We start from the raw sequence: 22967 nt of genomic DNA on the forward strand, positions 1-22967 counted from the left end.
TCCCGATGTAGTGTCAAGCGAACAGCGAACGGGCGATGACAGTGCGCTGAATCTCCGACGAACCTTCGTAGATCCGCAGGATGCGCGCGTCACGCACGAGGCGCTCGATTCTCATCTCGCGCGTGAAGCCATAGCCGCCGTGAACCTGCAATGCGGCGTCCGTGACGAACGACACCATCTCCGATGCGTAGAGCTTCGCCATCGACGCCATCTCCGTGAACGATTCACCGGCGGCGCGGCGCGCGGCGGCCTGAAGCGTCAGAAGCCAGGCCGCTTCGAGACGCGTTTTCATGTCGGCGAACGACCACTGCAAGCCTTGCTTGCTTGCGAGCGGCTCGCCGCCGACGTGCCGCTGTTTCGCCCATTCGACCGCATCGCCGAATGCCGCTTCGGCAATGCCGAGACTCGTCGCCGCGACATCGAGACGGCTGTTGTCGAGCACCTTCATCGCGGTGCGAAAGCCGCTGCCTTCGTCGCCGATCCGGTTCGCGGCGGGCACCACGCAATCCAGCGCGACTTCATGCGCGGGCGCGCCGTGAATGCCCATCAGCTTTTCCGGCGGCGAGACGGTGACGCCCGGCGTGTCGCGATCGACCACGAACGCGCTGATGCCGCGCGTGCCCGGACCGGGCGCGGTCTTCGCATAGACGACGATGAACTGCGCCGCGTCGGCGTTGGAGATGAAGTGCTTCACGCCGCGAATGTGATAGCTGTCGCCGTCGCGCAGGGCTTGCGTCGTCATGCCCGCGGGATTGGAGCCTGCCTGCGGTTCGGTCAGCGCGAATGCGCCGAGTTTCACGCCGGTCGCGGCGTCCGGCAGATAACGGTCGCGCAGTTCATCCGATGCGCCGATGAGGATCGAATCGGTCGCCAGATAGTGCGCGCCGATCATCGACGACGTGGCCGCGCATGCCTTCGCGATTTCAACGAGCGCGAGAATGATCGCCGCCGGCGACGCGCCGATTCCGTTCCAGCGTTCGGGCAGGTTCATGCCCATCACGCCGAGTTCGGCGAGTGCGCGGACATAACGCGTCGTCGGGATTTCTTCGCGATCGACCTGCGCCGCGTGCGGCGCGAGTTCGGCTTGCGCGAAACGGCGAATCGCGTCCGCGATTTCGAGGTCGGCGTCGGTGACGCCCAGTCGCTTAAGCAAGATCTTTCTCCTGGATGATGTCGGGTTCGCCGGTATGCACGACGCCGGACGCGGCGAGCGTGGCGATCGCTGTCGTGTCGAGGCCGAGCAGGTCTTCGAGGACCGACGCGGTGTGTTCGCCGATGCGCGGCGCGCGCGTCGTGCGTGGGTTCGGATACGCCGAGAATTTGAGCGGCTGCGCGGGCAGGCGCATCGTCGATCCATCGGCTGCGACGGTATCGACGAGCACGCCGCGCATCCGCGCGTGATCGCTGTCGAGCGCCTGCCGGATGCTCTGGATCGGCGCGACGGGAATGCCCGCGGCGCTCAGCGCGGTATTGACGTCGGCGACCGAGCGTGTCGCTGCCCATCGCTCGATGCACGCACGCAGAACGGCTTCGTGCGCGCAGCGCGAGGTGTCGTTCGCGAAGCGCGGGTCGTCGGCGAGTTCGGGCTGGTCGATCGCATCGGCGAGGCGGGCGAACAGCTTGTTGTTGAGCACCGCGACGACGAAGTGACCGTCCGACGCGCGATACGCGCCGAACGGCGCGGATGTCGGATGGCGATTGCCGACGCGCGATTGCGCCACGCCCGTGGTCGCATAGCGGGCGACGAGCGCCGCCGTCAGGTTCAGCGTCGCGTCGAACATCGATACGTCGACATGCGTGCCCTTGCCCGTGCGATCGCGTGCGACGAGCGCGGCCAGCACGCCCCAGGACGCGAAGATGCCGCTCACGACGTCGGACACGGAATCGCCGACGAGCGTCGGTTCGCCGTCGGGCGCGCCGGTCGCGTCCATCAGCCCGCACAGCGCTTGCAGAATGATGTCGTAGGCGGGCCGGTGCGATTCGGGGCCGGTCTGCCCGAAGCCCGACACGCTCGCATAGACGAGCGCCGGATTGCGCGCCGACAAGGTCTCGTAGCCGATGCCGAGCCGCCCGGCGACGCCCGGACGGAAGTTCTCCACGACGACGTCCGCCTGTGCGCACAACGATTGCGCGAGCATCTGCCCGTCCTCGGTCTTCAGATCGATGACGACGCTGCGCTTGTTGCGATTCATCGCACTGAACAGGCCGCTCTCGCCGTGCGCGAACGGACCGATCGCGCGATAGTCGTCGCCGCCCGGCGGCTCGATCTTGATGACGTCGGCGCCGAGATCGCCGAGCAGCGCCGAACACAGCGGCCCCGCCAGCACCCGGGAAAAATCGATCACGCGTATGCCGTCGAGCGGCAGCCTGGACACAGTCACGACATCGTCTCCTGAAGGTCCGGCCAAAGCCGGCCGGTGTCATGATTCTGGTCGCGCCGGGTAATTAGATAAAATATCGGAATAAATTAACGCCTATACGATTTTCATATGGCTTTGTCACTCAGGCTGCTTCGCTATTTCGTCGCCGCCGCGGAACTCGGCAGCACGACCGCGGCGGCGAACCAGATGAGCGTGTCGCAGCCGTCCATCTCGGTTGCGATCCGCGAGCTCGAAGCGCATTTCGACGATCCGCTGTTCACGCGCGGGGCCGGCACGCGCATGACGCTCACGCAATTCGGCGAGCGCAAGCTCGCGGAAGCGCGGCAACTGCTGGCATCGGCGGCGGCGTTTTCGACCGACGACGTCGGCGATGAGGAAGGCGGCGAGGTGCAGATCGGCGTCTTTCGCACCATCGCGCCGGTCTATCTGCCGCGCGCGCTGGCGCTTGCGCGTGAGCGTCATCCGCGGCTGCGCGTTCGCTTCGTCGAAGGCGATTTGCCGCAGCTCGAATCGTGGCTGCGCAAGAGACAGATCGACTTCGCGCTGATGTACGACGTCGGGCTGGGCGATGACATCGAGCGCGACTGTCTTGCGCAATTGCGGCCGTACGGGCTCGTGCCCGCCGGTTCACGCCTCGCGAAGCGCAAGCGCGCCATCTCGCTTCGCGATCTCGCGGCGGAGCCTTTCATCCTGATCGACCTGCCGCAGAGCCGCGATTTTCTGATGACGCCGTTCTGGCAATGCGGGTTGTCGCCGAATGTGGTTCATCGTGCCGCGTCGATCGAACTGGTCAGGGCGATGGTCGCGAGCGGGCTCGGCGTGTCGTTGCTGATCACGCAAAGCCCGGCGGCGACGCAATCGCCGCTCGTGGTCGAGTGCCGGATTCAGGAGTCGACGGTGATTCAGCCGCTGGTGATCGCGCGGCCCGCGCGGGCGGCGCGCACGCGCGCATCGGAATGGATGTCGGCGTGTGTGCGCGATGCGGTCGGCGAATCGATGCGCGCGCGGGCAGGGCGCTGACGCAACCAGCCGCGAGCCTCAGGCCTGGTTCGAGACGCTTTCGCCGATCGGCACCGGTTCTGCCGGCCGCTCGATTTGCCGCACGCCGACGCTCACGTCCATGCCGATGAAATCCGCCGCGTCGCCGAACCAGGAACCGGACACGGGCGCGGCCTGTTCGGGCTTGCGCGTGTACGCCACGCGGATCAGATCGGTTCCGCCGACGAGCGAGTTCGTCGGGTCGTACGGCACCCAGCCCGCGCCCGGCAGGAAGACGTGCAGCCATGCGTGCGTCGCGCCCGCGCCGACGACGAGCGGCTCATCGCGGCTTTCGACCTGCCGCGCGCCCTGCTGCAATCCGGTGTTGCGCACTGCGGGCGGCGCGGGCGTGTCGAGCGTCCGGTCGTACAGATAACCCGACACGAAGCGCGCGGCGAGTCCCAGTCCGCGCACCACCTCGATCATCAGCAACGCGAAATCCCGGCAGGTGCCGCTGCGACGGTTCAGCGTTTCGGATGGACGCTGCGTGCCCATCGCGTCGCGCGACTGGTACTGGAAATCGCCGCGGATGGCCGAGTTGATGTTCGCGAGGATGTCGCGCGTGTGGATGGTGCCGCGCCTGGGGAGAAACTGCGTCACCCAGTCGCGCAGCATCGGCTGGTCGTCGGGATATTGCGGCGGCAGGAAGGACGCCAGATCGAGCCGGTCCTCGTCGTTGTATTGGAACGGGTAATTCTCGGCTTCGGGGACGACCGGCAACTCCAGATTCTTGACGCCGAAATGTTCGATCACGAAGCGCGCGCGAAGCTGCAACTCATCGGCGGGCACACCGGGTTCGACGACCGCGACCGAATTGGAAAACACGTCGTGAATCCAGTGCTGCGAGCTGTGCGGCGATACCTCCAGCGTCGCCGACAGCACGCGGATATCGTGCGCGGCGCGTGGCCGGAACATCACGCGATGCGGAGAGAACTCGACAGGCTTGCGGTAGCGATAGGTTGTGACGTGCTCGACTTCGAGAAAGACGGACATGTGCGACCTCCGAGCCAGTGCCGCGCGAACGGGTTGTCATCGGCGATGCATTACGTGTCCGCCGATACGGCAATGATGCCACCGATGGCGCCATACAGAAAGCCGACGCATGCGCGATGTACCGCGCGCGGGCGTGCTACCCTTGTTTTCACCGGAATCGCCGCGGTGCGCTTGCCAGCGCCCGCGCACAACAGGGATATCGACACATGTCTCATTCTGCTCTGACGAGAGACGCGGTTGCCGTCATCACGGGTGGCGCGTCGGGTATCGGTCTCGCTGCGGCGAAGCGGTTCGCCGAGCTCGGACTTCGTATCTGTATTGCGGACCGCGATGCCGATCGAATCGCGCAAGCCGTGGAGCACATCGCCCAAGTGAGCGCGAGCGGCGCACAAAACGTCTTCGGATTCGAAACCGATGTCGGCGTCATCGACGATGTCCGTCGCCTGCACGCGGCCGTCGTCGAACGATTCGGCGGCGTCGACGTCCTGATGAACAACGCCGGAATTCAGCCGGGCAGCACTATTTTCGGTCCCGTCGAGAACTGGACGCGCGTGCTGGGCGTGAACTTGTGGGGCGCCATTCACGGGACGCAGGTTTTCGTTCCCGACATGATCAGGCGCGGACGTCCGGGGCTCGTGATCAATACCGGTTCGAAGCAAGGCATCACGACACCGCCCGGCGATCCGGCGTACAACGTTTCGAAAGCCGGACTGAAGGCGTTCACTGAAGCGCTGCAACACGAACTGCGCAACACGGCCGGGTGCAACATCAGCGCGCACTTGCTGATTCCCGGCTTCGTCTTCACGGAGTTGACGCGCAGGGATCGGACGGAAAAGCCCGCCGCGGCCTGGACGCCCGAGCAGACCGTCGACTTCATGTTGCAGCGTCTGGATGCAGGCGATTTCTACATCCTGTGTCCGGATAACGATGTGCCGCGCTCGCTCGACGAGCGCCGCATGTTGTGGGCCATCGGGGATGTCGTGGAAAACCGGCCGGCCTTGTCGCGCTGGCATCCGGATTACAAGGCGGCGTTCGACGCGTTCATCGAACAGCCTCGCTGAGCGAAGCGCTTCAGCGATGCGGCCAGAGGATGCAATACTTCTGGCCATCCTCGAGGTTTGGTCCGACGCTTCCATCCGCCTGAACGATCTTGAGCCAGCCGTTCGGGTCGGACGCCGTGGGCGTGTCCCCGCAATTGTTGTGTACCCAGTGGATGCCGCCGCTGTACGGAATGCCGCAGGCTTCGATCTTGTCGCCGACCTTGATCGTGTTCAGCGGAGCGGGCACGCCCTTGCTGTTCTTCTGATAGCCCGACGCGAAGACGTTGTCGATCGCGATATCGTATGTTTTGCCGTCGGCATCGCCCTTGATCCGCAGATGCGTATGCGATAGCTCCACGCCGTGACGGAACATCCCATGCTTGAACGTCGGAGGCGACACCGCTCGACCGGTCAGCAGCGAGCCGCCGGCCGCGTGGCAATCCTGCGCATCGTCGGCGCGCGCGCTGGTCGATAGCGCGGCGATCAGCAAGGCCGCGCCCACCGATATCCGCGCGAGCTTTTTATCGCGATGACCGCAGGCTCGATGAACGAGTGATCTCATGGTTTCCTTTGTGATATCGGGATTGCGGCGCGTCACTTCATCAGCATCATCTGCACGACCTTGACGACGACGAGTCCCACGGCGATGACGAGGTAGCCACGCAAGGCGGTCATCCAGATCCGGCTCGACAACGTGAGCCGGGGCCTCTCCAACTGATCGAGCGGCGGCATGCGCCACGTGTCGCGCAAGTGCCGCAGTTGCACGTTCGATTCGAAGCCGAACGCTTCGTGCCGGCCTTTGCGCGCACGGAGCAAGAAGATCATCGCATAACCGGCAAGCGCGACGACCGTACCGCCCGCGAGAATCATGCCGATGGTTTCGCCGCTGATGTCCGGGTACACGACCGACGCCGTCAGGACGATGGACAGCATCACCAGCACCCACACCACCGCGCCGGTGAAGACATTGAGCGCGCCGGAGTTGACCCAGGGACCGAGCACGGCGCGGTCGTTGCACAGGAGCAGCAGGAAGACCGTCGCGCTCGGGAGCAGCACGCCGGCGAGGGTTTGTACCGCTTCCGTGAGCAGGCCCAGCGGACTTCCGGGGATGAGTACGAGTGCCGCCGCCGCCGCGATGATCCCGAAATAGACGAAATAGAATCCCTTTGCATCGGACACGCCGCGATGCAGCGAATGACGAATCTTGAAGACATCGCCGATCGCGTATGCAGTCGACAGCGAAACGGCGGCCGCGCCGATGATGCAGGCATCGAGCAGCGCGACGGCGAAGATGGTCGCGGACGTCCGGCCGACATACTTCTCTAGCCCCGCGATCACGCCGCCCGCGTCGGTGAACTGTCCGGACTCGGGGTGGCCGGCGAATAGCGCGGCGCTGAACGAGATCATCGCGACCGCGCCGATCAGCACGAAGGCGATGCCGATCCACAAGTCGGCTTTCTCGTACTGCATGAAGCGCGGCGTGATCCGCTTGTCGACGACATAGCTCTGCTGGAAGAACAATTGCCACGGCGCGACGGTCGTTCCGACGATGCCGATGACGAGCAGCATCACGTCGGAGAGCTTTGCATGGGCCGGCCAGTTCGGCACGAAGAAGTCACGCGACATCTGGCCGACGGGCGGATGCACGGACACGAGCACGGGAACCAGCAGCAGGCTCAACAGGCAAAGCACGAGAGCGAAGCGCTCGAAACGCCTGAAGTTGCCGGTGCTGACCGCGGCCATGATGAGCGCCGCGGCGATGCAGACGCCCGCCATCTTCGAGACGCCCAGAAAATCGAGCGCGAACGTGATGCCGATGAACTCGGTGACGATGGTCAGCGCGTTGAGGATAAACAGATCGATGACGCTGAACGCCCCCCAGAACTTGCCGAAACGCTCGAAGATCAGCCGGGCGTGGCCGACGCCCGTCACCGCGCCCAGACGCAGCACCATCTCCTGATTGACGAAGAGAACGGGGACGAGCAGCAGCAAGGTCCAGAGCAGCGTGGTGCCGTAGTTCTGTCCGGCCTGCGTATAGGTGCCGAACGCTCCGGCGTCGTTATCGCCGACCATCACGATGAGACCCGGGCCGATGATCGCGAGCAGGGTCCGCACGCGCGCCCACCAGTTGCGGCGGGGCGCTGTGTCGTGATGCGCGATGGTGCCGAACGCGCCCTTGATGTCGCCGAGATGGGCCGAATCGAGGACGGCGCTGCGTTCGGCCGCGGCGCTGCCTGGCGATGAAACGTTCGATGGTGTGGACATTATTGTTATCCGTAATCTGGGACTGCGCACACGTTCACGCGCGCTTGCAGCGGGCGCGCGCAGGCCGCCGCGCGTGGACGCGGCGAATTACCAGACGGGCGCGCGTGAGCGTCGCCTGTGAGGCGCTTAAGAGAGGTGCACGGGGAAAACTACTGCGACGCGCACCGTCCGCTACTGGCGGGACGGCGGCTTGGGAAAGGCTGCGCTGACGTCCGGCCGGTTAGGCGGCGAATCTGTTCGATGATCGACTACTGCTGCTGTCCAAGGCATCAGCCCCTTCGTGAAGATGAAAAAATTGTAGGCGCGCTTCTTGAGGGAAGTCAACACAGTTGGTGCAAATGAAGCCCGGATGGCACGTCTTTTGTGTGGTTTCGCGCGCAAGCTTTCGGGTGGGCCCTGCTGTAGCTTTCGGCTTGCTTGGTGAAGGCGTGAAATACGTGTTCTAAATCAACTTCCTTAGCTTGAACTCCTCCGCCAGCGCATCGGCATCGACGAACTTGTACGCGATCAGTCCCGCATCGAGCGCGCCGCTCACGTTCGCATCCGAGTCGTCGATGAAGAACGTCTCCGAAGCCCGCGCGCCGAGCAGTTCGAGACATCGAAGATAAGCCTGCGCCGAGGGCTTCGCCGAACCGAACGACGCCGTCGCATAGACGTGAGGTCCGAACACCCGTGCGACCGGCGGATTCAGGTAACCGATGTGATCGGAAACCAGACGGCAGTTGTTGGTCAGCACCGCGATCGCATGGTTTTGCGCGACGCTCGCCGCCAGATCGATGGTATCGAGATTGGGCGTGATCGATGCGCGGCGCGATGCCAGCCACATGTCGCGGCTGATCGGGCAGTCGAGCAGATCGCCGAGCATCGCGAGATACGCGTCTTCGCCGATTTCACCGCTATCCGCGCGAGCTTCGAGACCGGAGCCCCAGATCGCTTCGCGCACCGCTTCGGACGGTCTTTCGCAAAGCGCCGCCAGATGATCGACGCGCACCGCGCGGTCGTAGTGGGACAGGACGCCTTCCATATCGAACAGGACGAGGGAAATCGGTGCTGTCATGTGGATGCCCCACGAGAGAGGAACGCCATCCGGCGGCGTGGCGTCGGATGGTGAGTCGTCCCATTCTAGCTTCGCAATATTCGCGCGGGGCCGTCTCGCCGGCTTCCGGAAAGACCCATCTCAACGCCCCGCGCTCTGCCCGCCATCGACGTGAAGAATCTCTCCAGTGACGAAAGGCGCGGAATCGAGAAAGACGATAGCGCTGGCGATATCGCTCGTCTCGCCCATGCGTCCAAGCGGATGAAACGCGCCCAGCGCTTCGTGGTCTGCGTGCGCGTGCATCGGTGTCTTGATGATCCCCGGCGCGACGGCGTTCACGCGAATGCCCCTCTTCGCGTATTCGATCGCCAGCGACTTCGTTGCCGCGTTCAGGCCGCCCTTCGTCAGCGCCGCCAGCACCGAATAGATTCCGCTCATCGCCGCGTGATCGATGCTGGTCGTGACCGTCACCACATGGCCGCCCGATTGTTTTTCCATCTGTGCGATCGCGAGTTGCGTGATGTGATAGAAGCCCGCCATGTTCACATGCATCACGGCGGCATAGTCTTCGGCGGTGTGTTCGGTGAAGGGCTTTCCGATGTAGATGCCCGCGTTGTTCACGAGCGTATCGATCCGGCCAAAGCGGGCGACGCCTTCCGCGATGACGCGGCGGGCGGTTGCGGGGTCGCCGATATCCCCGGCGACGCTCAGGATGTTCTCATCGTCCGACGGCGCGATCGAACGTGAAGTAGCGACGATTCGATAATCCAGCTTCCTGAATGCCCTGACGACTTCGGCGCCAATGCCTTGCGATGCGCCGGTGACGACGACGACCTTTTGTGTTGTGCTCATGCTTCACTCAAAAAATCAGGGTTCACGAACCCGGGATCAGGCCTTCTTCGCCTGCGCCAGCCACTGCTCGAGACTGACGCGGCCGATTCGCGCGTCGCCGAGCGGCACGAGCGATTGTTCCTCGACGCGGCCGCCGTAGTAGCGCGCCTCGCTGTCCGTGACAACCGGGCGCGTGTCGCCCACCGACTTCAGATAACGTCCGACGATGTCCGCGAAGGGAGCGCGGTCCGGACCGGCGATATCGGTCATGCCGTTCAGCGGCGAGCCGCACGCGATCTGCGCGAGGAACCCGGCGACATCGTCGGCGGCGATCGGCTGAAACAAGCCATCGCCGAGTCGCACGGTTCCATCGACCATGCTGAAATCGGCGATGCCGCCGATGAACTCCATGAACTGGGTCGCGCGCACGATCGAATACGGCACGCCCGATGCTTCGATGAGCTTTTCCTGCGCGACCTTGGCGACGAAATACGCATTCTCCGGCGTGCGGTCGCATCCGACGATGGAGAGCGCGACGTGATGGCGCACGCCCGCGGCCTTTTCGGCCGTCGCGAGGTTGCGCTCCGAAGTGCTGAAAAAGTCGAGCACCGCTTGCGGTTCCCATGAGGGCGCGTTCGTCACATCCACGACGACATCGGCTCCGGCGAATGCATCGCTGAGCCCTTCGCCGGTAACGGCGTTGACGCCACTGCGCGGCGACGCGGCGAGCGCCTCGTGGCCCGCCTCCTTGAGCAGGGTCACGACACGCGATCCGATCAGGCCGGACCCACCCATTACGACGATCTTCATGGCTAATCTCCCGAAGAAAAATGAGGGATATGCGAGGAGCCGGGCGAGTGCGGCCTTGCGTGAAGGTGCTCGCCTCTGTCCCATTGCGTGAGGCAATTCTCGAAGAATCTTGGCCTGACCATAAGTGCCAAGAATGTGAAGTTTGACCGGGCCATCGCAAGGCGACGGCCCGTCACAATTATAGGTAGGACAAAGGAAGTCGTAGGCCGACGTGATCCGCGCGACGCGTATCGGGCTATGTATGATCCGCCAACATAAATGAAGCGCGGCGGCGGCGCGCCGGCAAACGCGCGCCCGATGTGGACCCAACGATTGGTTCCGTCTGGCACTAACTTTCCGGATTTTTCGCTGTGGATACTCGGGCATCGGTTCGCTGCACGCGCAACGAGCCTGCACCGGAAAAGGGAACGTCGCGCGCAGGCGTTCCCGATTCTCCACTTCTCCAGGAAAGCTCATGAAAACGATCCGCGTCTCCGGCTTGAAAAGGCTGTCCGGCAAGCTGCTTCGAACGTTCGCGCCGGCGCGCGCGCTGGCCTCGCTTGCGATCGCCGCGTGCGCGTGGGGCGTCGCACAGACCGCGCATGCCGAGGACAAGGAAGTGACGATCGCGTACCAGCAGATCGTCGATCCGTGGGTCGTCGGCATCGCGGATGGCTCGATCGCGAAGGCCACCGGCTACAAGATCAACTGGCGCCAGTTCGAATCGGGCGCGAAAGTGGCGACCGCGATGGCCTCGGGCGACGTCAAGATCGGCGTGATCGGCTCCAGTCCGCTCGCCGCCGCCGTCAGTCAGGGCGTGGATGCGCAGCTCTTCTGGATCCTCGACAACATCAACGAGGCCGAGGCGATGATCGTGCGCAACGGCTCGGGCGTCGAGAAGCCGGCCGATCTGAAGGGCAAGACCATCGGCGTGCCGTTCGTTTCGACGACGCACTATCACACGATGTTTGCGCTGCAGCACTGGGGCATCGATCCGTCTTCCGTGAAGATTCTCAACATGCAGCCGAACCAGATCGCGGCCGCATGGGAGCGTGGCGACATCGACGCCGCCTATGTATGGGACCCGGCGCTCTCGCAACTGAAGAAAAGCGGCAAGGTGCTGATCACGTCGGGCGATCTCTCGAAGCTCGGCAAGCCGACCTTCGACGGCATCGCGGTCGACCGCGCGTGGGGCGAGGCGCACAAGGACTTCATGGCGAAGTTCGTCAAGGCGATTGCCGATATCGACCAGCAATATCGCAGCGATCCGTCGAAGTGGAGCGCGCAGTCGCAACAGGCTTCCGCGATCGCGAAGACGATCGGCGGGACGCCCGCCGAGGTGCCGGAATCGCTCGCGCTGTACGGCTATCCGTCGGCGCAGGAGCAGGCGTCGAAGCAGTGGCTCGGCGGCGGCGCATCGAGCCGCGCGGCCTTCGCGCTGAAGGACACGGCGGACTTCCTGAAGCAGCAGAAGCGGGTCAACGCGGTGCTGCCGGACTATTCGAAGTACGTGACGGCCGAATACGTCGAGGCCGCCGAAAAGCTGAAATGAGCCTGACCCGGGCACGCGCCGCTTGCCCTTGCCACATCCGAGTCCGGGAGGACATATGGGTTGCATGCAGGTGAAGAACGTCAATGTGATGTTTCCCGGACGACGCCCGGGCGAGCGCGTGCATGCGCTCGATGGCATCGATCTCACCATCGGCGATGGCGAATTCGTCGTCGCGCTCGGTGCGTCGGGTTGCGGCAAGACGACGCTGCTGTCGCTGATGGCGGGCTTCATCGCGCCGTCGTCGGGCGAGATGCTGCTCAACGGCCGGCCGGTGGAAGGACCGGGCGCCGATCGCGGCGTCGTGTTTCAGAAGCATGCGCTGCTGCCGTGGCTCAACGTGCTCGACAACGCCACCTTCGGGCTGAAGCTGCAGGGCGTGCCGAAGGCGCAGCGCGAGGAGATCGCGAAACGCAACCTCGCGCTGGTCGGCCTTCAGGACTTCCACAGGCACATGATCTATCAGTTGTCGGGCGGCATGCAGCAGCGTGTGGGCATCGCCCGCGCGCTGACCTGCGATCCCGCGATGCTGCTGATGGACGAGCCGATGGCCGCGCTCGACGCCCTCACGCGCGAGACCATTCAGGAGCTGCTGCTCGACGTCTGGCAGCGCACGCAAAAGATGCTGTTCTTCATCACGCACAGCGTGGAGGAGGCGCTTTTTCTGGCGAGCCGGCTGATCGTGATGTCGCCGCGTCCGGGCCGCATCACGCATAGCTACGATCTCGATTTCAACCGCCGCTTCCTCGCCACCCGCGACGCGCGCGCGATCAAGTCGAGTCCCGATTTCATCGAGATGCGCGAGCGCGTGCTCGGCATCATCTACGGCGACGAACGCGCCGCGCATCACGCCGCCGAGGAGTTGCATCATGGATAAGCGAGCATCGATGACCGTGGCCGGTCCCGCGATCGAACGGGAGTTAGGCGCATCGCGGCGTCCGCCCGGCAGACCCGCGTGGCAGTCGAAGAAAAAGCCGGTGAAACCGGGCGACACGTTCGGCGTGCCGGGCTACGGCAGCAGTCTAGTGATGAGCGTCGCGACGGTCGCCGTGCTGCTGGCCGGCTGGTTTCTGATCACCGGCATGCACTGGATCAAGCCGCTGTTCCTGCCGTCGCCGCAAGCGGTGTTCGCGAAGTTCATCTCGGTGGCGAGCGAAGGCTTCGCCAACTCGACGCTCGCCGAACATATCGTCGCGAGCCTGTTGCGCGTGTTCGGCGCGTTCGCGCTCGCCTGCGTCACGGCGATTCCCGTCGGCGTGATGATGGGCGTCTCGCGGCACGCGCGCGGCGTGTTCGATCCGCCGATCGAGTTCTACCGGCCGCTGCCGCCGCTCGCGTATCTGCCGCTCATCATCATCTGGTTCGGCATCGGCGAGTTCTCGAAAGTCTTTCTGATCTATCTCGCGATATTCGCGCCGCTCGCGATCGCCGCGCGCGCGGGTGTGCGCTCGGTATCGATCGAGCAGATTCACGCGGCCTATTCGATGGGGGCGACGCGCACGCAGGTCGTCATCCACGTGATTCTCAAGTCGGCGCTGCCGGAGATTTTCACGGGGATGCGTATCGGGATCGGCGTGGGCTGGACGACGCTCGTGGCGGCGGAGATGGTTGCATCGACGCGCGGCCTCGGCTTCATGGTGCTGAACGCGGCGGAGTTTCTGGCAAGCGATGTCGTGATCATGGGGATCATCGTGATCGGCTTCTTCGCGCTGTGCTTCGATATGCTGATGCGGTATCTGGAGAAAGCGATGGTGCCGTGGAAAGGGAGGGTCTGAAGCCGGACTCTACCGAAGATGCGTCTGTGTTCCAGCCTCTTGCCGCGGCGCGTTCCGTACTGTGAACGCGCTGGCTCGTCCAAAAGAAATGCGGTAATCTCTCAAACGAACATTAGGTCGTCATGAGCGCCCGCGAGTCGGTGTGGAAACTGGACAGAGACGTAGGAACAGACGTGCGAAAGAAAAATGTAAATCCCAGCGCGGATACCCGAGAGACCTTGCTTCGGCTGGCGGCCCGCTCGTTTGCAACGCAGGGCTACACGGCGACGACGATGCGCTCGATTGCGGATCAGGCCGGCATCGAGGCCGCCAGCATCTACTATCACTTTTCGTCGAAGGAAGAGCTGGTCGATGTGGTGATGGAGCACGGCGCCGACAGCATCGTGCAGCACATCAACGAGCACTTCGGCGCGCTGCCCGAGAACGCTAACGCCGAAGACCGCTTCAGGGCGGCGGTCATCGGACAGATGAGTGCGCTGATCAAGTTCGGCGATTACGCGCTCGCACATGGCCGCTTGCTGAGCCAGTTGCCGGATCAGGTGCGCGAGCGTCAGATCAAACGGCGCGAGCGGCATCAGCGGCTGTGGACCACCGTCTTCGACGATCTGCGCGCGGAAGGTTTTTTGCGTGAGGACATCGATATCGCGCTGAGCCGTATCTATGTCCTCGGCTTCATCAATTCGGTTCAGACATGGTTCGATCCGAAGAAGGGATCGCTCGAAAAAATCGTCGATCAGTTCATCACGATGTTCTTCGAGGGCGCGCAGCCGCCGGGCAAGCCGCGGCGGCGCGCGCGCAAGAAGGAACTGGCTGCTTAGTCGCGAGCCGCTGTCGTCAGCCCGTGGCGCGCATGTCCGCTTCGTTCGAAATGGGGCGGAGCATGCGCATGAGCGTCGCGACATCGTCGAGCTTTTCGAGGTTGAAGACGCTATCGATCACATCATCGATGCGCGCGGCCGGGAAAACGTTGATCGCGTCGATAAGACCTTCGTTCATCGCACCTGAGCCGCCCGCTCCTCGGCCAGCAAGCGCCGATAGTGCGGCAGCGCGGTAATCAGCAGCCACGCCGCGACCGCGGAAGCAATCGCGCACACGATGGCGATCGAATGTCCGACCATCTTCGGGTTCTGGAATACACGATCGGTGATGAGCGCAATCAGCGTCGGGCCCGCGCCGAAGCCAACGAGTTGAGCGACGAACGAATAGATCGCGCCGACAGTGCCACGCATGCGGCTCGGCGCAACGAGCTGCAACGCCGCGGCCATGCATCCGGTGGGCAGGCTGAAGAAGAACACGATGCCGGCCGCCGCAGCCAGCGCACCGGTCGTTCCCGGTACGAATGGAATGCTCGCGCAGCAGAGCATCATCGGGATCATGGAGATCGCCGCGGTTCGCAGCGGCGCATCTTCATAGCCACGCTTTTCGAGTTGACGCGCGACCCACGGCCCGGTCAACGCGCCCGCAATGCCGAAGACCACGACCAGCCCGCCGAAGCGAAATCCGACCAGCGAGGCCGGCATGCCGTGCGTGCGAATCAGGTACGTGGGCATCCATGCGGGCATGCCGAGCACGACGATCGCAAGCATGCCGACGCCGAGCAGAATCCGAGCGTAAAACCCGCGTCGCTGCCAGAGATAGCTCGCTGAAGCGCCGGTCGAGAATTGCCGCTCGTCTTCGCGCGCGCTCATCACGCTGCTGCGTGCGGGTTCGCGCACGGTGAGCAGCACCAGCAACGCAAAGAGCATCCCCGGCAGCCCGATGATGACGAACGCGAGTTGCCAGGTCTGGAACTGCGTGAGGATCGGAAAGTGTTCATGAAAGGCGCGTGCGAATTCGATCACGAAGCCGCCCGCGACGAGCGAGAGCCCGCCGCCGAGCATCGGGCCGAGAATGAATATGCTCATCGCGCGCGGCATTTTCTTCGCCGAAAAGCAGTCGGCGATCATCGATAGCGCGAGCGGGAATACGCACGCTTCGCTAGCGCCGACGCCCAGGCGCGCGAGGAACAGCCCTCGATACGTATCCGCATTGCCGCACAGCGCGGTGAAGGCGCACCACAGACAGATGGAGACCAAGAGAAGATTGCGCCGGTTGGTCACATCGACGAGCCGCCCGAACAGCGGCGATGCGGCCAGATACGCGGCAATGAAAGCGACGCCCTGAACGAGGCTCAACTGCGTGTCGGAGATGACGAGCGAGCGCTTGATCGGTTCGACCAGCAGATTGAGAAGCTGTCGATCGATGTATGCGAGGGAATACGCGAGCGTCAGCATCACGAGCACATACCACGCTCGTCCGCTGTCATGGATCACGTGATCGCGAGATAGATGTAGCGGCGTTTGCGCGGTGGCGCCGGCGGCGTCGGACGGCATGTCGTTCATGGCGTTTCTCATTTCTCCTCCAGTAAGAGCATTCAAAAGTCGTGAGTTCTGCAAGGCGATGTGCCGGGCATTCGATAGGCAACTCGGATGACGCGAGCGCCGGCACGCAGGATGAAAACGCTTTTACCTAATTAATGTTAGATAGTTTGTGCGGTGTTTTGAGGATGTTCCATGAGTGTTATCCATGAGGATTTGTGGCCTGGCGTCATGCGCCGCATGACGTCGGTGTAAACCCCAAATGACACCATCGCGGTGCGGGGAGGAAACTAACTAGCAATCGTTAGGTAAATTTACAGACCGAGACAGTGATGACCACCCAGATGAAACCCATACGCTCCTTCCTCTTCGTTCCGGGCAACAAGCCGACGTGGATCGAAAAGTCCATCAATTCCAGAGCCGATGCGCTGATCCTGGATCTGGAGGACAGCGTGCCGCCCGCGCAGAAGGCCGAAGCACGCGAGATCGTCAGGTCGAAGTTGACGTGGCTGGCGGAGCAGAAACAGCGTGTGTGGGTGCGCATCAACCGCAGCGCGCATCTGTACGACTTCGAGGACATCCTGGCTATCGTCAGTCCCGTGGTCGAAGGCATCGTGATCTCCAAGCCTTGCGGCCCGGAAGACATTCATACCGTTTCATCGATGCTGGCCGAGGCCGAGTTCCGTGCCGGCGTGGAAGTGGGTCATACGAAGGTGATTCCGCTACTGGAAACGGCGCGCTCGCTGCAACTGGCGTACGAGATCGCCCAGCATGAACGCGTGCCCGCCATCGTGGGCGCAACGGCCAAGAACGCCGACGTGGCCCGTGCGCTAAAGACCGTCTGGTCGCTGGACGGCCGCGAGACCCAATACCTCAAGTCACGCATCGTCATGGCCGCGCGCGCTGCGGGCAAGCTGCCGATCGGCGGCGTCTGGCAACAGGTGCACGACCTCGACGGGCTCAAGGTGTCGTCGGCCAACGACCGGCAACTGGGCATGAGCGGAGAACTGGTGCTGCATCCCTCCAACGTCGAGATCGTCAACCGGACCTATAGCCCTGCCGAGGAAGAGGTGGCGTTCTATCGAGGGATGATCGACGCACTCGACAAAGCCCAGGCCGAAGGCCGCGCATCGTGCATCTACGACGGTGAACACATCGACATTGCTCATGCCAAGACGGCGCGCGAAATCATCGAACTCGCACAGTCGTTCAACGGCTGATTGCTCACCGAATCTCAGGAGACAGACACATGGCTGGCCTTTACTTCGAACAATTCAAGCCCGGCATGGTGATCGAACATGCCATCCGCCGCACCGTGACCGAGACCGACAACATCCTGTTCTCGGCCATGACGTACAACTGTGCGCCGCTGCATATCGATGCCGAATACAGCAAGAACACCATGTACGGCCAGCGTCTCGTGAACAGCATGTTTCTGCTGGCGCTGCTGGCCGGTATCACCGTGTATGAAACGACGCTGGGCACCACACTCGGCAACCTTGGCTTCGGCGAAATCGCCTTCCCCACGCCTACTTTTCATGGCGATACGGTCCGCGTCGAGACCGAGATCGTCGAGACGCGTCTGTCGAAAAGCCGCAAGGACTCGGGCATCGTGACCTTCAGGCACATTGCCCGCAATCAGCGCGACGAGATCGTCTGCACCGCTCTTCGCACCGGCCTGATGATGCTGCGTCCCGCCGAAAAGGCCTGATTTCATACTTGGAGAAGGACTAGGCCATGGACTACCAACTCAGCGCGGATCAGCATGCCATCGTCGATGCAGCCCAGAAGATCTGTACGGACTTTCCGCTCGAATACTGGCGCAACAAGGACAAGAATCACGAGTTTCCGCACGAGTTCTTCGACGCCGTCGCGAGTGGCGGATGGCTCGGCATCTGCATGCCGGAGGATGTGGGCGGCGCGAATCTGGGCGTGACGGAAGCGGCGCTCTTCATGCGCGCGGTCGCCGAGTGCGGCGGGCAGGCAGCGGCGTCCACCATCCACATGAACATCTTCGGCTTGCAGCCGGTCGTGCATTTCGGCACGGAAGCGCAGAAGAAAGCCTGGCTGCCGCCTTTCGCGCGTGGCGAGAACAAGGCGTGTTTCGCCGTGACCGAGCCCGATACGGGTCTCGATACCACCAAGCTCAAAGTGACGGCGAAGAAGCAGGCCGACGGGAACTATCTCATCTCGGGCAAGAAGGTATTCATCTCGACCGCGCAGGTCGCCGATCACATGTTGATCCTCGCGCGCACCACGCCGATCGAACAGGTGAAGAAGCACAGCGAAGGGCTGAGCCTGTTCTACACGAAGCTCGACCGCGATTACGTCGATATTCGGGAGATCGACAAGCTCGGCCGCGCCGCCGTCGATACGAACGAGCTCTTCATCGACAACCTGCCGGTGTCGAAGGACGCGCTGATCGGTGAGGAAGGCAAGGGCCTGAGCTATATATTTCACGGCATGAATGCCGAGCGCGTTTTGGTTGCCGCCGAGCAGATCGGCATCGGCCGCGCGGTGCTCAAGCTCGCGACGCAATATGCGAAGGAACGCGTGGTGTTCGGCCGGCCCATCGGCAAAAACCAGGGCGTTCAGCATCCGCTGGCGCGCAACTGGGCGGAACTGGAAGCGGCGAATCACATGATCTTTGCCGCCGCTGATCTCTACGACAAGGGCCTGTCCTGCGGCTCCGAAGCGAACGCAGCGAAGCTGCTGGCATCCGAGGCTTGCATGAATGCATGTCAGACCTCGATCCTCACGCATGGAGGCTTCGGCTATGCGAAGGAGTATCACGTCGAGCGCTTCATGCGGGAAGCGTGGATCGGCTACATCGCGCCGGTCACGCCGCAGCTTATCCTGTCGAATATCGCGGAGCGTAAGCTTGACTTGCCGAAGTCCTACTAGGCACGGCGGTTCAATACGACTGGCGGCCGTCAATGGCTGGATTGGCGGCTGCTTCAGGAGACAAGCATGTCAGCTACAAGACCCTTGCAGGGTATTCGCGTTCTCGATCTGACCGTGGCGCTGGCCGGGCCCTATGGATCGCTGTTGCTGGGTGGTCTGGGCGCCGAAGTCATTCGCGTCGAGTCGCCCGGCGGCGGCGATATCGCGCGCAATAATCCGCCCTATGTGGGCAGGGAAGGCGTCCACTTCGGCGTCAGGCACGAGGAAGATGTGTCGCTGACCATCCTCAATCGTGCGCGCAACAAGAAGAGCATTACGCTCGATCTGAAGTCGGAGCAGGGCCTCGCGCTCTTCATGGAACTGGTGAAGGAATGCGACGTCGTCATCGAAAACGCGAGCGAGGGCGTGACGGCGCGCCTGGGCGTGGGCTATGAAAGCGTGCGCAAGGCCAATCCGAAAATCGTCTACGCATCGATCAAGGCATTCGGTGAACCGAGCCCTTACCCCAATCTCAAGGGGATGGACATCATCGTGCAGGCGCTCTCCGGCATCATGGACGTAACCGGTCTCGCCGATGGGCCGCCCACGCGCTGGGGCCTGCCTATCGCCGATCTCGTCGCGCCGCTCTACGCCGTCAATGGCATCCTCGCGGCGCTCATTCATCGCGGCAGGACGGGCGAGGGGCAACTGGTGCAGGTCTCCATGCTCGACTGTCTGTCCTCGATGGTGGCCGAGGAGCACTTCGATGTGTTCTTCGCGAACGGCTATCCGAAGCGCTCGGGCAACTTTCAGGATCGCCTCGTGCCGTTCGGCGTGTACGGCACGCGCGACGGCCACGTGGCCATGGTGGCGTTCCAGCCCGACTGGTTCCGCAATCTTATGGAGGCTATCGGCAAGCCCGAAATGGCCGTAGATCCGCGCTACGCGACGCGCGGTCCGCGCATGAAGCACGCGACCGAAATCAACGCGACCATCGAGGAATGGACGCGGCAGCACAGCACGGAAGAAGTGATACGCGAACTTCAGGAAAAGCGCGGCGTGCCCGCGGCCCCGGTGCGTTCGCCGCTCGATGTGCTCAAGGATCCGGTGTTGCAGGAGCGCGGCGCGGTTGTGAAGCTCGAACATCCCGGCCTCGCCGATGTCGACGCGATGGGCATGGGCCTGCCTATCCGTTTCTCGCAAACGCCGGTGCAGTTCGATCAGCCGGCGCAGGAGCTCGGCGCATCCAACGAAGAGATCTATCGGGATCTGCTGAAGCTGCCGGATGATCGGCTGCGGCAATTGCGCGACGAAGGAGTGATCTGATCATGTCCGCCGCATCTTCCCGGGGAGGACCGCTCGCGGGCGTCAAGGTCGTCGAGATCGCGGGCATCGGTCCCGGTCCGCTGGCCGCGATGTTTCTGGCCGATCTCGGCGCCACGGTCATCCGTGTGGACCGCAAGGAGCCTTCGGGCCTCGGTGCGCCGCGTCCCGTGCAGTTCGATCTGGGGCTGCGCAACCGCAAGTCCATCCGCGTCGATCTGAAAGACCCGGACGCCGTCGAGATGGTGCTCGAACTGATCGATCAGGCCGACGCGCTTATCGAAGGCTTTCGCCCCGGCGTGATGGAGCGGCTGGGTCTGGGCCCCGATACGTGTCTCACGCGCAATCCGCGTCTCGTGTATGGCCGCGTGACCGGCTGGGGGCAGGACGGCCCTCTTTCGCAGGTGGCCGGGCACGATCTGAACTACATCTCCATCACCGGCGCGCTGCATGCGATGGGTCGCGCGGGGCAGGCGCCCACGCCGCCGCTCAACGTGCTGGGCGACTATGCGGGCGGCTCGTTGTATCTGGCGTTCGGACTGCTCGCGGGCATCATCGAGGCACGCGGTTCCGGCAAGGGCCAGGTCGTGGACGCCGCGATGGTGGACGGCGTGGCCTCCATCATGACGGTGACGATGGGTCTGCACGCGGCAGGTATGCTTGGCAAGGAACGCGGCACCAATCTGCTCGACACCGGCGCGCACTTCTACGAGGTGTATGAGTGCGCCGATGGAAAGTACGTCAGCGTCGCGCCGATCGAAGGCAAGTTCTACAGGCTCCTGCTTGAAAAGCTGGAGCTACAGGATCATCCGCTGCTGCAAAAGCAGATGGACCGCGCGCAATGGCCGGCGGCCAAAGAGGTGCTGGCCGCGAGGTTCAGGGAACATACGCGCGACGAGTGGGCGCGGCGGTTCGGCGAAATGGATGTCTGCCTCGCGCCGGTGCTCGACTTCGACGAAGCATCGAGCCATCCGCACATCAAGGCGCGCGGCACGTTCATCGACCTCGACGGCGTGATGCACCCGGCGCCCGGCCCGCGCTTTTCGCGCACGCCCGCCGCGCCGCCCGAGCCGCCGGCGGCATCGAGCACGGACAACGCCATCGACGCGCTGCGCGGCTGGCTGCCCAATGAGCGCATCGACGCATTGCGCGCGCGCGACACCTTCATCTGAGGGCTTTGGAACAGGCAACTGGCTTATCGAAATGAAATCGCATACTTCCGATCTCACCGCTCTCGATCGACTCACGAGCGGCCGCTCCACGTGCCGCGCATACGAGCACAAGGCGCTCGATGCAGAACTGATACGCAGCATCGTCGGCATGGCGAGCCGCTCGGCCTCGTGGTGCAACGTGCAACCGTGGCAACTCGTCATCACCGAAACGCTGGAAAGCACGGAGCGCTTCCGCGAGGCGCTGATGGAGCGCGCGTTCAGCCATCCGCAAACCGAATCCGATCTGCCGTTTCCGCCCGGTTACAAGGGCATTTATGGCGAACGTCGGCGCGGGGCGGGCATCGCGCTCTATACGTCGCTCGGCATCGGCCCCAGGGATGCCGAACGCAGTGCGCAGCAGGCATTTCGCAATTTCCGCATGTTCGATGCGCCGCATGTGGCCATCATCACCGTGCCTGCCGAACTGGGTCCGTATGCGCTCGTGGATGCAGGCGGCTTCGTCTCCTCGTTTCTGCTCGCAGCCTACGCTCACGGTGTGGCCACGACGCCGCAAGGGGCGCTCGCTCGTCACGCGCATTTCGTGCGCGAGTATTTCGGCATTCCCGACACCCAGCACATGATTTGCGGTATCTCGTTCGGCTTTGCGCAGACCGGGCACCCCGTCAACCAGTTTCGCACCACGCGCGCTGGCGTCGACGATCTGGTGCGCTTCGCCTGAGCGAATGGAAAAGGGGAACATCGTGGCATTGCTGATCGACCACCCCGCGCCGCACGTGCGCCGCCTCACCCTGAATCGCGTCGAGCGCATGAACGCACTCGACGGACCCACCTTGCAGCATCTCAACGACGCGGTGTGCGACAGTATCGCTGCGGCCGGCGAGATCAAGGTGCTCGTGATCCGGGGCAGCGGCCGCGCGTTCTGCGCGGGCAACGACCTCAAATGGCTCGCAAGCGGGGTGCTGGCCGACCGCGCCGCGCATATGCGTCACCAGGACCTGATGCAGGACACCTACGAGCGCCTGGAGTCCGCACCGCAGATCGTGCTGGCCAGCATCAACGGCTACGCGCTCGCGGGCGGCTTCGAACTGGCGCTCGCCTGCGACCTGATGATCGCCGATGAAGCCGCACAACTCGGCGACGAACATATCCGCCGCAGCCTGCTTCCAAGCGGCGGCAGCTCTCAGCGGCTGCCGCGCAAGCTGGGCTTGCAGCGGGCTATGTACTACCTCGTCACGGGCCGGCGCATGACGGGCCGCGAGGCCGCGGACATGGGTCTGGCCGCGTTGGCCGTTCCATCTCTGCAACTGGAAAGCGCCACGCTGCAACTGGCGCAGGAAATCGCTCAGGCCGATGCGCTCGCGCTGACTTCGATGAAGCAGATGGCGCGCCGCGCGATGGAACTGCCGCTCTCCGATGGCCTGCGCTACGAGCGCTGGATGCAGCATTGCTATCGAACGCAGTCGCCGTCGCTGGAGGCGGGTGTGCATGGCTTCGGCGGCAACGGCGGGAACTGATGCATGCCGCCAGCGCGACGC

Annotated in this window: 23 protein-coding genes; 13 read left to right on the forward strand and 10 right to left on the reverse strand. The window is 63.6% G+C overall.

The features are described from left to right. Positions 1 to 13: 13 nt before the first annotated feature. Positions 14 to 1153, reverse strand: a complete 1140-nt coding sequence (locus tag ACEN42_RS37060) for an acyl-CoA dehydrogenase family protein (RefSeq protein WP_371882551.1) — start codon at positions 1151 to 1153, stop codon at positions 14 to 16. Continuing rightward, positions 1146 to 2381 (reverse strand): CaiB/BaiF CoA transferase family protein, encoded by a 1236-nt coding sequence (locus ACEN42_RS37065; protein WP_371882552.1) that lies wholly within the window; start codon positions 2379 to 2381, stop codon positions 1146 to 1148. Before ACEN42_RS37065 ends, ACEN42_RS37060 begins: the two co-directional genes overlap by 8 nt. 108 nt (positions 2382 to 2489) lie before the next feature. Here ACEN42_RS37065 and ACEN42_RS37070 point away from each other — a divergent pair, with 108 nt between their 5' ends. Beyond that, positions 2490 to 3401: a LysR substrate-binding domain-containing protein gene (locus tag ACEN42_RS37070; protein WP_371882553.1), complete on the forward strand. Its 912-nt coding sequence runs from the start codon at positions 2490 to 2492 to the stop codon at positions 3399 to 3401. A gap of 18 nt (positions 3402 to 3419) precedes the next feature. Here ACEN42_RS37070 and ACEN42_RS37075 read toward each other — a convergent pair whose 3' ends face one another. Then, a complete protein-coding gene (locus tag ACEN42_RS37075) occupies positions 3420 to 4412 on the reverse strand; it encodes a transglutaminase N-terminal domain-containing protein (RefSeq protein WP_371882554.1) in 993 nt (330 codons plus the stop codon). A 206-nt stretch (positions 4413 to 4618) separates the two neighbouring features. On the opposite strand from ACEN42_RS37075, the gene ACEN42_RS37080 reads away from it, so the two are divergent. Beyond that, positions 4619 to 5473 carry an SDR family NAD(P)-dependent oxidoreductase gene (locus tag ACEN42_RS37080; RefSeq protein ID WP_371882555.1) on the forward strand — a complete coding sequence of 285 codons (855 nt, stop codon included), beginning with the start codon at positions 4619 to 4621 and terminating at the stop codon, positions 5471 to 5473. A 10-nt stretch (positions 5474 to 5483) separates the two neighbouring features. Here the strand turns inward: ACEN42_RS37080 and ACEN42_RS37085 are convergent, their stop codons facing one another. The 5 genes from ACEN42_RS37085 to ACEN42_RS37105 all read right to left on the reverse strand — a co-directional run bounded on the left by ACEN42_RS37085 (position 5484) and on the right by ACEN42_RS37105 (position 10394). Beyond that, positions 5484 to 6014 (reverse strand): hypothetical protein, encoded by a 531-nt coding sequence (locus tag ACEN42_RS37085; RefSeq protein ID WP_371882556.1) that lies wholly within the window; start codon positions 6012 to 6014, stop codon positions 5484 to 5486. 32 nt (positions 6015 to 6046) lie between these two features. Beyond that, positions 6047 to 7717: an NRAMP family divalent metal transporter gene (locus ACEN42_RS37090; protein WP_371882557.1), complete on the reverse strand. Its 1671-nt coding sequence runs from the start codon at positions 7715 to 7717 to the stop codon at positions 6047 to 6049. A 442-nt stretch (positions 7718 to 8159) separates the two neighbouring features. After that, the gene (locus ACEN42_RS37095; RefSeq protein ID WP_371882558.1) at positions 8160 to 8774 is read right to left on the reverse strand and encodes an HAD family hydrolase; all 615 of its coding nucleotides are present in this window, start codon (positions 8772 to 8774) and stop codon (positions 8160 to 8162) included. A gap of 120 nt (positions 8775 to 8894) precedes the next feature. Further along, positions 8895 to 9605 (reverse strand): SDR family NAD(P)-dependent oxidoreductase, encoded by a 711-nt coding sequence (locus ACEN42_RS37100; protein ID WP_371882559.1) that lies wholly within the window; start codon positions 9603 to 9605, stop codon positions 8895 to 8897. A gap of 36 nt (positions 9606 to 9641) precedes the next feature. Beyond that, positions 9642 to 10394: an SDR family oxidoreductase gene (locus tag ACEN42_RS37105; RefSeq protein WP_187603656.1), complete on the reverse strand. Its 753-nt coding sequence runs from the start codon at positions 10392 to 10394 to the stop codon at positions 9642 to 9644. Between the two features lie 454 nt (positions 10395 to 10848). Between ACEN42_RS37105 and tauA the strand changes: the two genes are divergently transcribed. From tauA to ACEN42_RS37125, 4 genes are all read left to right on the forward strand, one after another. After that, positions 10849 to 11925 (forward strand): taurine ABC transporter substrate-binding protein, encoded by a 1077-nt coding sequence (gene tauA / locus ACEN42_RS37110; RefSeq protein WP_238289450.1) that lies wholly within the window; start codon positions 10849 to 10851, stop codon positions 11923 to 11925. Positions 11926 to 11980: 55 nt separating this feature from the next. Further along, positions 11981 to 12799, forward strand: a complete 819-nt coding sequence (locus ACEN42_RS37115; RefSeq protein WP_187603654.1) for a taurine ABC transporter ATP-binding protein — start codon at positions 11981 to 11983, stop codon at positions 12797 to 12799. Beyond that, positions 12792 to 13697 (forward strand): ABC transporter permease subunit, encoded by a 906-nt coding sequence (locus ACEN42_RS37120; protein ID WP_371882560.1) that lies wholly within the window; start codon positions 12792 to 12794, stop codon positions 13695 to 13697. Before ACEN42_RS37115 ends, ACEN42_RS37120 begins: the two co-directional genes overlap by 8 nt. Before the next feature lie 218 nt (positions 13698 to 13915). Beyond that, positions 13916 to 14515: a TetR/AcrR family transcriptional regulator gene (locus tag ACEN42_RS37125; RefSeq protein WP_250487248.1), complete on the forward strand. Its 600-nt coding sequence runs from the start codon at positions 13916 to 13918 to the stop codon at positions 14513 to 14515. A gap of 16 nt (positions 14516 to 14531) precedes the next feature. On the opposite strand, the gene ACEN42_RS37130 is transcribed toward ACEN42_RS37125, so the two are convergent. Continuing rightward, complete coding sequence (locus tag ACEN42_RS37130; RefSeq protein WP_371882561.1) at positions 14532 to 14693, reverse strand: hypothetical protein; 162 nt, start codon at positions 14691 to 14693, stop codon at positions 14532 to 14534. Then, positions 14690 to 16078, reverse strand: coding sequence for a spinster family MFS transporter (locus ACEN42_RS37135; RefSeq protein ID WP_371882562.1), 1389 nt, complete (start codon positions 16076 to 16078; stop codon positions 14690 to 14692). The genes ACEN42_RS37130 and ACEN42_RS37135 overlap by 4 nt, the downstream gene beginning before the upstream one ends. A gap of 308 nt (positions 16079 to 16386) precedes the next feature. On the opposite strand from ACEN42_RS37135, the gene ACEN42_RS37140 reads away from it, so the two are divergent. The 7 genes from ACEN42_RS37140 (at position 16387) to ACEN42_RS37170 (ending at position 22946) form a co-directional block, all read left to right on the forward strand. Continuing rightward, positions 16387 to 17274, forward strand: a complete 888-nt coding sequence (locus ACEN42_RS37140) for a CoA ester lyase (protein ID WP_371882563.1) — start codon at positions 16387 to 16389, stop codon at positions 17272 to 17274. 29 nt (positions 17275 to 17303) lie between these two features. Next, complete coding sequence (locus tag ACEN42_RS37145; RefSeq protein WP_371882564.1) at positions 17304 to 17765, forward strand: MaoC family dehydratase; 462 nt, start codon at positions 17304 to 17306, stop codon at positions 17763 to 17765. Positions 17766 to 17791: 26 nt separating this feature from the next. After that, positions 17792 to 18958: an acyl-CoA dehydrogenase family protein gene (locus ACEN42_RS37150; RefSeq protein WP_035499048.1), complete on the forward strand. Its 1167-nt coding sequence runs from the start codon at positions 17792 to 17794 to the stop codon at positions 18956 to 18958. A 66-nt stretch (positions 18959 to 19024) separates the two neighbouring features. Further along, positions 19025 to 20263 carry a CaiB/BaiF CoA transferase family protein gene (locus ACEN42_RS37155; RefSeq protein WP_371882565.1) on the forward strand — a complete coding sequence of 413 codons (1239 nt, stop codon included), beginning with the start codon at positions 19025 to 19027 and terminating at the stop codon, positions 20261 to 20263. A 2-nt stretch (positions 20264 to 20265) separates the two neighbouring features. Beyond that, positions 20266 to 21432, forward strand: coding sequence for a CaiB/BaiF CoA transferase family protein (locus ACEN42_RS37160; RefSeq protein WP_371882566.1), 1167 nt, complete (start codon positions 20266 to 20268; stop codon positions 21430 to 21432). A gap of 31 nt (positions 21433 to 21463) precedes the next feature. Further along, positions 21464 to 22150: a nitroreductase family protein gene (locus ACEN42_RS37165; protein ID WP_371882567.1), complete on the forward strand. Its 687-nt coding sequence runs from the start codon at positions 21464 to 21466 to the stop codon at positions 22148 to 22150. 22 nt (positions 22151 to 22172) lie between these two features. Next, on the forward strand, positions 22173 to 22946 hold the full coding sequence (locus ACEN42_RS37170; RefSeq protein ID WP_371882568.1) for an enoyl-CoA hydratase/isomerase family protein: 774 nt from the start codon (positions 22173 to 22175) through the stop codon (positions 22944 to 22946). Positions 22947 to 22967 lie beyond the last annotated feature (21 nt).

Source organism: Caballeronia sp. S22 (assembly GCF_964261745.1).
GTDB classification, from domain to species: domain Bacteria; phylum Pseudomonadota; class Gammaproteobacteria; order Burkholderiales; family Burkholderiaceae; genus Caballeronia; species Caballeronia jiangsuensis.

Bases quoted from the DNA above. Each gene is read 5' to 3' on its own strand.
- ACEN42_RS37130 (WP_371882561.1), bottom strand. From the start codon at position 14,693: ATGAACGAAGGTCTTATCGACGCGATCAACGTTTTCCCGGCCGCGCGC.
- ACEN42_RS37150 (WP_035499048.1), top strand. From the start codon at position 17,792: ATGGACTACCAACTCAGCGCGGATCAGCATGCCATCGTCGATGCAGCC.
- ACEN42_RS37075 (WP_371882554.1), bottom strand. From the start codon at position 4,412: ATGTCCGTCTTTCTCGAAGTCGAGCACGTCACAACCTATCGCTACCGC.
- ACEN42_RS37165 (WP_371882567.1), top strand. From the start codon at position 21,464: ATGAAATCGCATACTTCCGATCTCACCGCTCTCGATCGACTCACGAGC.
- ACEN42_RS37120 (WP_371882560.1), top strand. From the start codon at position 12,792: ATGGATAAGCGAGCATCGATGACCGTGGCCGGTCCCGCGATCGAACGG.
- ACEN42_RS37140 (WP_371882563.1), top strand. From the start codon at position 16,387: ATGACCACCCAGATGAAACCCATACGCTCCTTCCTCTTCGTTCCGGGC.
- ACEN42_RS37085 (WP_371882556.1), bottom strand. From the start codon at position 6,014: ATGAGATCACTCGTTCATCGAGCCTGCGGTCATCGCGATAAAAAGCTC.
- ACEN42_RS37135 (WP_371882562.1), bottom strand. From the start codon at position 16,078: ATGAACGACATGCCGTCCGACGCCGCCGGCGCCACCGCGCAAACGCCG.
- ACEN42_RS37090 (WP_371882557.1), bottom strand. From the start codon at position 7,717: ATGTCCACACCATCGAACGTTTCATCGCCAGGCAGCGCCGCGGCCGAA.
- ACEN42_RS37160 (WP_371882566.1), top strand. From the start codon at position 20,266: ATGTCCGCCGCATCTTCCCGGGGAGGACCGCTCGCGGGCGTCAAGGTC.
- ACEN42_RS37155 (WP_371882565.1), top strand. From the start codon at position 19,025: ATGTCAGCTACAAGACCCTTGCAGGGTATTCGCGTTCTCGATCTGACC.
- tauA (WP_238289450.1), top strand. From the start codon at position 10,849: ATGAAAACGATCCGCGTCTCCGGCTTGAAAAGGCTGTCCGGCAAGCTG.
- ACEN42_RS37115 (WP_187603654.1), top strand. From the start codon at position 11,981: ATGGGTTGCATGCAGGTGAAGAACGTCAATGTGATGTTTCCCGGACGA.
- ACEN42_RS37145 (WP_371882564.1), top strand. From the start codon at position 17,304: ATGGCTGGCCTTTACTTCGAACAATTCAAGCCCGGCATGGTGATCGAA.
- ACEN42_RS37080 (WP_371882555.1), top strand. From the start codon at position 4,619: ATGTCTCATTCTGCTCTGACGAGAGACGCGGTTGCCGTCATCACGGGT.
- ACEN42_RS37095 (WP_371882558.1), bottom strand. From the start codon at position 8,774: ATGACAGCACCGATTTCCCTCGTCCTGTTCGATATGGAAGGCGTCCTG.
- ACEN42_RS37105 (WP_187603656.1), bottom strand. From the start codon at position 10,394: ATGAAGATCGTCGTAATGGGTGGGTCCGGCCTGATCGGATCGCGTGTC.
- ACEN42_RS37070 (WP_371882553.1), top strand. From the start codon at position 2,490: ATGGCTTTGTCACTCAGGCTGCTTCGCTATTTCGTCGCCGCCGCGGAA.
- ACEN42_RS37100 (WP_371882559.1), bottom strand. From the start codon at position 9,605: ATGAGCACAACACAAAAGGTCGTCGTCGTCACCGGCGCATCGCAAGGC.